Annotated in this window: 6 protein-coding genes and 2 tRNA genes; 6 read left to right on the top strand and 2 right to left on the bottom strand. The window is 50.5% G+C overall.

Annotation, left to right across the window (positions count from 1 at the left end):
* Window positions 1–170 precede the first annotated feature (170 nt).
* Window positions 171–245: transfer RNA gene (locus tag OXG87_14620), tRNA-Glu, on the bottom strand.
* 143 nt (window positions 246–388) lie between these two features.
* Between OXG87_14620 and OXG87_14615 the strand changes: the two genes are divergently transcribed.
* The 6 genes from OXG87_14615 to OXG87_14590 all read left to right on the top strand — a co-directional run bounded on the left by OXG87_14615 (window position 389) and on the right by OXG87_14590 (window position 6,682).
* Window positions 389–1,351, top strand: coding sequence for a hydroxyacid dehydrogenase (locus OXG87_14615; GenBank protein ID MCY3870781.1), 963 nt, complete (start codon window positions 389–391; stop codon window positions 1,349–1,351).
* Between the two features lie 11 nt (window positions 1,352–1,362).
* Window positions 1,363–2,178, top strand: coding sequence for an MBL fold metallo-hydrolase (locus tag OXG87_14610; protein MCY3870780.1), 816 nt, complete (start codon window positions 1,363–1,365; stop codon window positions 2,176–2,178).
* A gap of 22 nt (window positions 2,179–2,200) precedes the next feature.
* Window positions 2,201–2,884, top strand: a complete 684-nt coding sequence (locus OXG87_14605) for a glycerophosphodiester phosphodiesterase family protein (protein MCY3870779.1) — start codon at window positions 2,201–2,203, stop codon at window positions 2,882–2,884.
* Between the two features lie 108 nt (window positions 2,885–2,992).
* Complete coding sequence (locus OXG87_14600) at window positions 2,993–4,738, top strand: proline--tRNA ligase (protein ID MCY3870778.1); 1,746 nt, start codon at window positions 2,993–2,995, stop codon at window positions 4,736–4,738.
* Between the two features lie 41 nt (window positions 4,739–4,779).
* Entirely contained in the window at window positions 4,780–6,459 is a 1,680-nt protein-coding gene (locus OXG87_14595; protein ID MCY3870777.1) for a glutamine--tRNA ligase/YqeY domain fusion protein, read from the top strand.
* 152 nt (window positions 6,460–6,611) lie between these two features.
* Window positions 6,612–6,682, top strand: a tRNA-Gln gene (locus OXG87_14590).
* Window positions 6,683–6,864: 182 nt separating this feature from the next.
* Here the strand turns inward: OXG87_14590 and OXG87_14585 are convergent.
* Window positions 6,865–8,387, bottom strand: a 1,523-nt coding sequence (locus OXG87_14585; GenBank protein ID MCY3870776.1) for a leucine-rich repeat domain-containing protein, incomplete at its 5' end; no start/stop codon positions are given.

The following is an 8,387-nucleotide window of genomic DNA, read 5'->3' as shown; positions in this document are numbered from 1 at the left end:
AAAAGCATCGGGTGAAAGAAGAGGTGCAATTGTCAAAAGAACTCCTTTCTCTATTTGGAATATTGATCAACAAACAGACCATTCCCCAATATAGTCTTTATATCTCATTCATCCACAAATAAAATAAGGGTCGTGAAGTCACGACCCTTTGAATAATACACGCACATTAATGGCGACCCCGAGGGGAATCGAACCCCCGTTGCCGGGATGAAAACCCGGTGTCCTAACCACTGAACGACGGGGTCGCCTCATAGATAGGGAAATATATATAAAACCCAAAAACGAAGCAAGGCAGAATCTAAAAAAATAAATTCCTCACACCTTGACAAAATCACACTCTGGATATACACTATATTTTTCGCAAAAACAACAATAGAAAGGACGCACTGTGGCAAAATTTAACATCCTGCTCTTTGAACCCGTACATCCCTGTGGACAGGATCACCTTCTCAAAAACGACTGCGAAATCCTCTGGGCACAAGGATTTGAACCCGATCAAATCATTGCCTCGATCAAAGACGCAGATGGCATTCTCGCACGCGCTCGGGGCATCATAGACGGACCCGTAATGGACCGGGCACCGCGCCTCAAAGTCATAGGTCGACACGGCATTGGCGTCGATAACATCGACGTTGACGCCGCCACCGAGCGCGGTATCTACGTCGTCAACACACCCGGCGCCCCCGTTGAAGCCGTCGCCGAATACATCGCCATGTCCTTCATTGCCCTGCCGCGCCAAATTGGTCAGGCCGATGCCGCGACCCGCTCTGGCGACTGGGCACTCCGAGACCGCGTACACGCCCCCGAATTACTCGACAAAACCCTGGGCATTATCGGCTTTGGTCGCATTGGTCGTCGCCTTGCGGAAATTTGCTCCCTCGGTTTCAGAATGAACGTCATCTACACTGACGAATTTCCCGCATCTACAGAAGAAGAAAACCGCCTGAATGTGCGCCGCGTAGAATTGGACGAACTCCTCTCTGCCTCGGACTATATCAGCCTCAACGTCCCCCTCCTCGACAGCACGCATCACCTCATCAATACCGACACACTCGCCCGCATGCAACCCCACGCCATTATCGCCAATTGCAGCCGCGGTCCAGTTATCGACGAACAAGCACTCGTAACCGCACTCCAGAACAAACAAATTGGAGGGGCGATCATCGACGTCTTTGAAAGTGAACCCGCAACCCCAGACAATCCCCTGTGCGAACTCGACAACGTACTCTTATCACCCCATTATTCCGGCCACTCGTCTGAATCAATACAAAAAATGGCAATGGTCGCAGCGGATATCGTGCGCGTTCTCAACGGACAAAAACCCGAATTTCCCGTCAACGGACCGTTCTAAAGGATCTAACCATGCGATATATCATGCTCGGCAGCGGCGCGGTGCGCGACAACCCGAATCGCGGCGGCCCATCGCAATTATTGCAAATCGGCAATGAAAACTGGATGTTTGACTGCGGTCGGTCAGCGTGTACAAACCTGGCGCGCGCAGGTGTGAATTGCGAAGATATAGATCGACTATTCTTGACCCACCTGCACTTCGATCACATCGTCGATGTCCCCTATCTCGTATTTGTGGGATGGGTGAAGGTACGCAAAAAACCCCTTCAAATTTATGGTCCTGTCGGGACAAAACACTTTGTATCGCATGTGATTCGCCCGCCCTTTGAGCAGGATATTCAAAGTCGAATTGGGCATGGAAAAGACGACAGTGTACTCGATCCCGAAGTTACTGAGATCGGGGCAAAAGGCGAATTTTTATCCACGGACGACTTTCAATTATCCGCAACATTCACAGACCACGGCGGCATCCCCACGCTCGTCTATCGCGTCGATACCAGAAATCACCGCGTCGTAATTACGGGCGATGGGAATCCCGATGCGGAATTCCCGGCATTCTGTCAAAATGCCGACTTGTTATCCATAGAATGCTCGGGCACCGCTGAATTCCTGGCGACCCAACCCTGGGGATCGTGGCATATTACACCGCCAGAAATCGCAGAAATCGCAACCGCAGCCAATGTAAAACGCGTGATAATCAAGCATCTGGTAATCGAAGATATCACGGGTGATCTACAAGCTGTGCATCGCATGGGCGACCAGATTCGGAAAGAATACGGCGGCGAAGTCATGGTCGGCGAAGATGGGTTGATAGTCGAAATCGGATAAATTTATGGAAGAGAGGACTCAAATGATTCTTACAGGACACCGGGGAGCAGCAGCACTCGAACCTGAAAATACGCTGCTATCCATGCAAAAAGCGATAGATCTCGGCGTCGATCAGATCGAGCTTGACGTACACCTCACACGCGATCAGCACCTCGTCGTCATTCACGATACCACCGTAGATCGAACGACCGATGGACAGGGTGCGGTCGCCGACTTTACGTTAGAGGAAATCAAGCGGTTGGACGCCGGTAAAGGAGAGCGCATTCCGACACTACAGGAAGTCATAGACCTGGTGCGCGAGAAAGTGGTCCTTCAGATTGAACTGAAAGGACCCGACACCGCCGAGCCAGTCGTCCGGACGGTTGAGCGAAATAATATAGAAAGCGAGGTACTTCTGACCTCATTTGTCCATGAGCGGCTACGCGAAGCGCGCCAGCTTAATCCGAGCCTGGCACTGGGTGCGTTGTGGTCGAATCCACCATCTGATGCGTGTGAACAGGCTATCGATATGGGAGCGGTAGGGATACACATCCTCCATCCAAATATTGACGCCCAGCTCGTTCAGAAAGCCCATGCACACGGCCTCCTGATCCGCGCCTGGAACCCCGACACGGTTGAGGAGATACAGCGTGTTATCGATCTGGGAGTTGACGCCATCGGCTCGAATCGTCCAGATCTGTTAATCGCACTTGGACGCCCATCGTGAAACTTTATGCAATGCCAAATCGTCCACAATTTCAAACAGAACACAATATTTGGCTCTAATTCCCGTATTTTGTTTATATTTTCCCGAGAATTTTCTAAAGGAATAGAAATGCGTTACTCTCAATTATTGACACAAACCCTGCGCGAGGTGCCTGCAGATGCAGAAGCCATCAGTCACCAGTTGGCTTTGCGCGCGGGGCTAATTCGTCCTCTGGCATCGGGAATTTTTAGCTTCTTACCGCTGGGACTGCGCGTGAAGCGGAACATCGAACAGATTTTGCGCGAAGAAATGGAACGCGCAGATTGCTTTGAAATTTCGATGCCCGTAGTACAACCTGCGGAAATCTGGCACGAGAGTGGTCGATGGAACGATGTGGGCCAGGAAATGATGCGCATGAAAGACCGCGCAGACCGCGACATGTGTCTGGCAATGACACACGAAGAAGCCGTAACCGACCTGGCGCGTCACATGGTACAGAGCTACCGACAATTGCCCTTGAGCGCGTTTCAGCTTCAGACCAAATTCCGCGACGAGCCGCGCAGCCGCGGCGGATTGATTCGCGTACGCGAATTTACGATGAAAGACGGGTACAGCTTTCACATCGACCAGGCGAGTTTAGATGCGTATTACCCGCGCATGTACGAGGCATATCAGCGGATATTTGAGCGCGCGGGATTGGGTGACCACGTCATCTCAGTAGAAAGCGACCCGGGAATGATGGGCGGAACAGAAGCGCATGAATTTATGTACTTAAACCCGGGCGGCGAAGACACCCTGCTCTTATGCGATACATGCGGTTATCAGGCCAATCGACAGGTAGCGACATATAAGCGAGAAACCATTGAAGCGGAAAGCGAAAAACCCCTGCAAAAAGTGGCGACCCCCAATTGCAAAACCATCGAAGAAGTCGCGTCGTTTTTGAACGTACCGCAGAGCGAGACAGCCAAAGCCGTATTTTTAATCGGCACAATAAGCGGCGAAGAAAAATTTATCTTTGCAGTACTGCGCGGCGATCGCGAATTAAATGAAACCAAACTCGCCAACGTAGTAAAGGCGCAGGCATTGCGCCCAGCAACAGACGAGGAAATCACCGCAGTCGGCGCAGTCCCCGGATATGCGTCGCCAATGGCTGTGAAAAATGCAATCGTAGTCGTAGATGAAGCCATCGCAAAAGGAACAAATTTTGTATCGGGAGCAAATGAGGAAGGGTATCACTACTTAAATGTCAATGTGGGACGCGATTTTGATCCCGACATCGTCACAGACCTCATCGCCGTAGAAAAAGGCATGCCCTGTCCAGAATGCGAAACCCCGCTCGACAGCACGCGCGGCATTGAAGTGGGCAATATCTTCAAGCTCGGCACCAAGTACAGCGACAGCATGGGCGCGAAGGTCCTGGATGAAAACGGCAAAATGCAGCCCCTCTTCATGGGGTGTTACGGCATTGGCGTGGGCCGATTATTGGCGTGTATTATCGAAGCCCATCACGATGACCACGGCATTATCTGGCCGATATCGGTCGCGCCCTTTGAGGTGCAAATCGTCGTCCTGACGGGCAGAAAACCCGCAGGAGAACTGGAAGCCGCCGAAAAATTGTATGAACAACTAAAGGCCGCGGGACTGGATGTCTTGCTCGACGACCGCGATGAACGCGCAGGCGTAAAATTCAACGATGCGGATTTAATCGGCATTCCAATACGCTTGACCGTGGGATCGCGCGGCCTGGCAAATGGACAGATAGAGATGAAATTGCGACATGAAAATGACCGCACAGATGTGCCTCTAGATCAGGTAGTAGAACAGGTGAAACGGTGTATAACTGGTCGCCGTTCAGACCAGTTCACTGTGAAGTAAAAAAGCTGAAGACTAACAACTAAAACCCAAAAGGTCTTAAAATGGCAACAACCGAAGACGCACCAACGGATTTTATCCGTGAAATTGTTCGCGAAGACGTAAAAAATGGCAAACACAAAAAAATCGTAACGCGCTTTCCCCCAGAGCCAAATGGCTATCTGCACATCGGCCATGCCAAGGCTTTTTGTCTGGACTTTGGCCTCGCCGAGGAATTTGACGGCCAGTGCAATCTCCGGTTTGACGACACCAATCCAGACCGGGAAGACACCGAATACGTCGAGTCTATCCAGGAAGATTTGAAATGGATGGGCTTTGATTGGGGCGACGGATTGTACTTTGCCTCTGACTATTTTGACCAACTCTACAATTATGCAGTGGAACTCATTATGCAGGGAAAAGCCTATGTTTGCGACTTGAGTCCGCAGGAAATACGCGAATACCGCGGAACAGTGACAGAACCGGGGAAAAACAGCCCCTATCGCAATCGCACCGTGTCGGAAAATCTCGATCTATTTGAGCGAATGAAAAATGGAGAACTTCCCGATGGCGCGTGTACATTGCGCGCAAAAGCCGATATGGCATCGCCAAATATGAACATGCGCGATCCCGTCATGTATCGGATCAAACACACATCGCACCATCGCACAGGCGACAAATGGTGTATTTATCCAATGTACGATTGGGCACACGGGCAATCCGACGCCATAGAGCAAGTCACGCACTCGCTGTGCAGCATCGAATTTGCAGAACACCGCCCCCTGTACGATTGGTACATCCAGCAATTGGAAATTTTCCCCTCGCGGCAAATCGAATTTGCGCGGTTGAATATCACCTACACATTGACCAGCAAGCGCATGTTGACCCAACTGGTCGAGCGCGGTCTCGTAAACGGATGGGAAGACCCGCGCATGCCCACGCTTTCGGGAATGCGACGACGCGGGATACCGCCGCAAGCCATTAAAAATTTTATCTGGCGCGTGGGAATGAACCGGCGGGATACAACCGCGGAAATAGATTTGTTTGAATTCTATATTCGCGAACACCTGAACAAAGTCGCGCCCCGGGTAATGGGCGTGATTGACCCCTTAAAAGTGGTCATTGAAAACTATCCCGAAGGCGAAGAAGAGACATTTGAAGCGATGATTAATCCCGAAGACCCCGATGCCGGCACACGTCCCGTGCCTTTTTCCCGGGAATTGTACATCGAACGGGAAGATTTTATGGAAGATCCCCCGCGCAAATTTTACCGTCTTGCCCCTGGACGCGAAGTGCGACTGCGCGCGGCGTGTTATATCACTTGTCAGGATGTTGTAAAAGATGATGACGGCAACATAATCGAACTGCGCTGCACCTGGGACCCAGAAAGTCGCGGCGGCACAACACCCGATAAACGCAGGGTTCGCTCAACTCTGCACTGGGTATCTGCCAAACACGCACTGGAGGCCGAAGTGCGATTATTTGATCGGCTGTTCATGACGGAAAACCCAACCCGAACGGAAGATGGACAGGATTTTACGGACAACTTAAATCCCGACTCATTGGAAGTGCGTCCAACCTGTTATGTCGAGCCGAGCATGAAAGGCGCAGATGTTGGCAGCGTGGTCCAATTCGAACGCCTGGGCTATTTCTGTGTCGATCCAGACTCATCAGATGAAAAGCTTGTATTAAACCGAACGATCACCCTGCGCGACACCTGGGCGAGGATGAGAAGTGGGAAGTAAAAAGTATGAAGTGGGAAGTGGTAACAACCGTCATCGCGGTATGAAGTTGAGCCGCGATCCAGAAGGTTCTATCTGATCGCTGTCCGCTAATTTCTAAAAAGAAAGTTGCCTCTAATAGGCTAAAAATTTATATTTAGCCCTCGACATAGTATTGCCCCTTCGTCTAATGGCAAGACACTGGATTTTGGTTCCAGGTATCGGGGTTCGAATCCCTGAGGGGCAATTTCATTTTTTAAAAGGCCGCAAGTTTTTGCTGAAAATGAGCAACGCTTACGGCCTTTTTTTTGGCTCTGAATTAACATCGCCGTCATCGCGGTCCCTGCTTAAATCATGCAGAAGCAAGCTATGATTTAAGCTGTGTAGCGGAGCCTGACTCTAACGGTCTGTCCTCCGTCCGAGTGCGTCCTATTGTGAGCAAGTTGGACCGTTGACATCTTTAATGCCCTGAAGCCATGTCTGAAAGGCTGCATCAGATGGCGCACATAATCCACCACCTCCAAAGTGAAAGTTCTCCAGCATTGTCAGCATTGTCAGGCTTTGGGGAAGTGCACCAGTCAACGGATTGCCCCAAAGATTCAGTTCCTTAAGGTTGGTCAGGTTGCCCAATTCGGATGGGAGCTCACCGCTCAACGCATTATCGTCAAGCTTCAATACCTCAAGATTTGTCAAGTTGCCCAATTCCGTTGGAATAGAGCCACTCAACTGATTACCGCGAAGCCCCAAGAAGATGAGGTTTGTCAGGTTGCCCAATTTAGATGGGATCTCCCCACTCAACTGATTGGCAACAAGATCCAGGTATTCAAGGTTTGTCAGGTTACCCAATTCTACGGGTATTCCACCAGTCAACTGATTGCCCCAGAGAATTAGTCCTGTAAGATTGGTCAAATTGCCCAATTCTATTGGGATCTCCCCACTCAACTGATTACCGTTAAGCCACAGATCAGTGAGATTAGTCAGGTTGCCCAATTCTGATGGAATCTGCCCAGTCAACTGATTACCGTTAAGCCACAGATAAGTAAGATTGGATAGGTTGCCCAATTCAGTTGGAATGGCGCCACTCAACTGATTACCGCCAAAATTCAGGAAAGTCACGTTTGTCAGGTTGTCCAATTCAGTTGGGATCTCTCCTGTCAGATTATTCCCCCCCAGGTGCAATCCTGTCACCGAACCGTCAGAGACCTCGACGCCATGCCATGAGGAAATGTCGTTGTCAGTGAGCCAATTGTCATTATTCGTCCAATTGTCTCCATCTGTTGCATTGTATAGCGCCACCAATGCCTCGCGCTGGCCTGGTGGGGGGCAAGTCGGGCCGTTGACATCTTCAATACCCTGAAGCCATGTCTGAAAGGCTGCATCAGACGGCGCACATAATCCTCCACCTCCAAAGTGAAAGTTCTCCAGCATTGTCAGCATTGTCAGGCTTTGGGGAAGTGCACCAGTCAACGGATTGCCCCAAAGATTCAGTTCCTTAAGGTTGGTCAGGTTGCCCAATTCGGATGGGAGCTCACCGCTCAACGCATTGCCGTCAAGTTTCAGTACCTCAAGGTTGGACAAGTTGCCCAATTCGGGTGGGATCTCTCCAGTCAACGCATTGTCGCCAACGCCAAGAATCAGGACGGTGAGGTTGGACAGGTTACCCAATTCTGAGGGGATCTCCCCACTCAACTGATTGTCCCAAAGCTCCAGGCGCTCAAGGTTAGATAGGTTCCCTAATTCCTCTGGAATACTACCGCTTAACTGATTATTCCAAATATTCAGTGCGTTAAGACTGGACAAGTTTCCCAATTCTGCTGGAATTGAGCCAGTCAACTCGTTATCGTGAAGATTCATTTCCTCAAGGCTGGACAGGTTGCTCAATTCTATTGGAATCGAACCACTCAACGCATTGTTGTTAAGAGCCAGGTGCTTGAGATTGGTGAGGTTACCCA

The sequence above is a fragment of the Gemmatimonadota bacterium genome (genome assembly GCA_026706845.1).
In the GTDB taxonomy this organism is placed as follows: Bacteria; Latescibacterota; UBA2968; order UBA2968; family UBA2968; genus VXRD01.
The sequence above is the reverse complement of the archived record's forward strand: the minus strand, read 5'-3'. Positions and strand labels throughout refer to the sequence as shown.

Coding starts and splice junctions, on each gene's coding strand:
- OXG87_14610 (MCY3870780.1), top strand. CDS start 1,363: ATGCGATATATCATGCTCGGCAGCGGCGCGGTGCGCGACAACCCGAAT.
- OXG87_14605 (MCY3870779.1), top strand. CDS start 2,201: ATGATTCTTACAGGACACCGGGGAGCAGCAGCACTCGAACCTGAAAAT.
- OXG87_14600 (MCY3870778.1), top strand. CDS start 2,993: ATGCGTTACTCTCAATTATTGACACAAACCCTGCGCGAGGTGCCTGCA.
- OXG87_14595 (MCY3870777.1), top strand. CDS start 4,780: ATGGCAACAACCGAAGACGCACCAACGGATTTTATCCGTGAAATTGTT.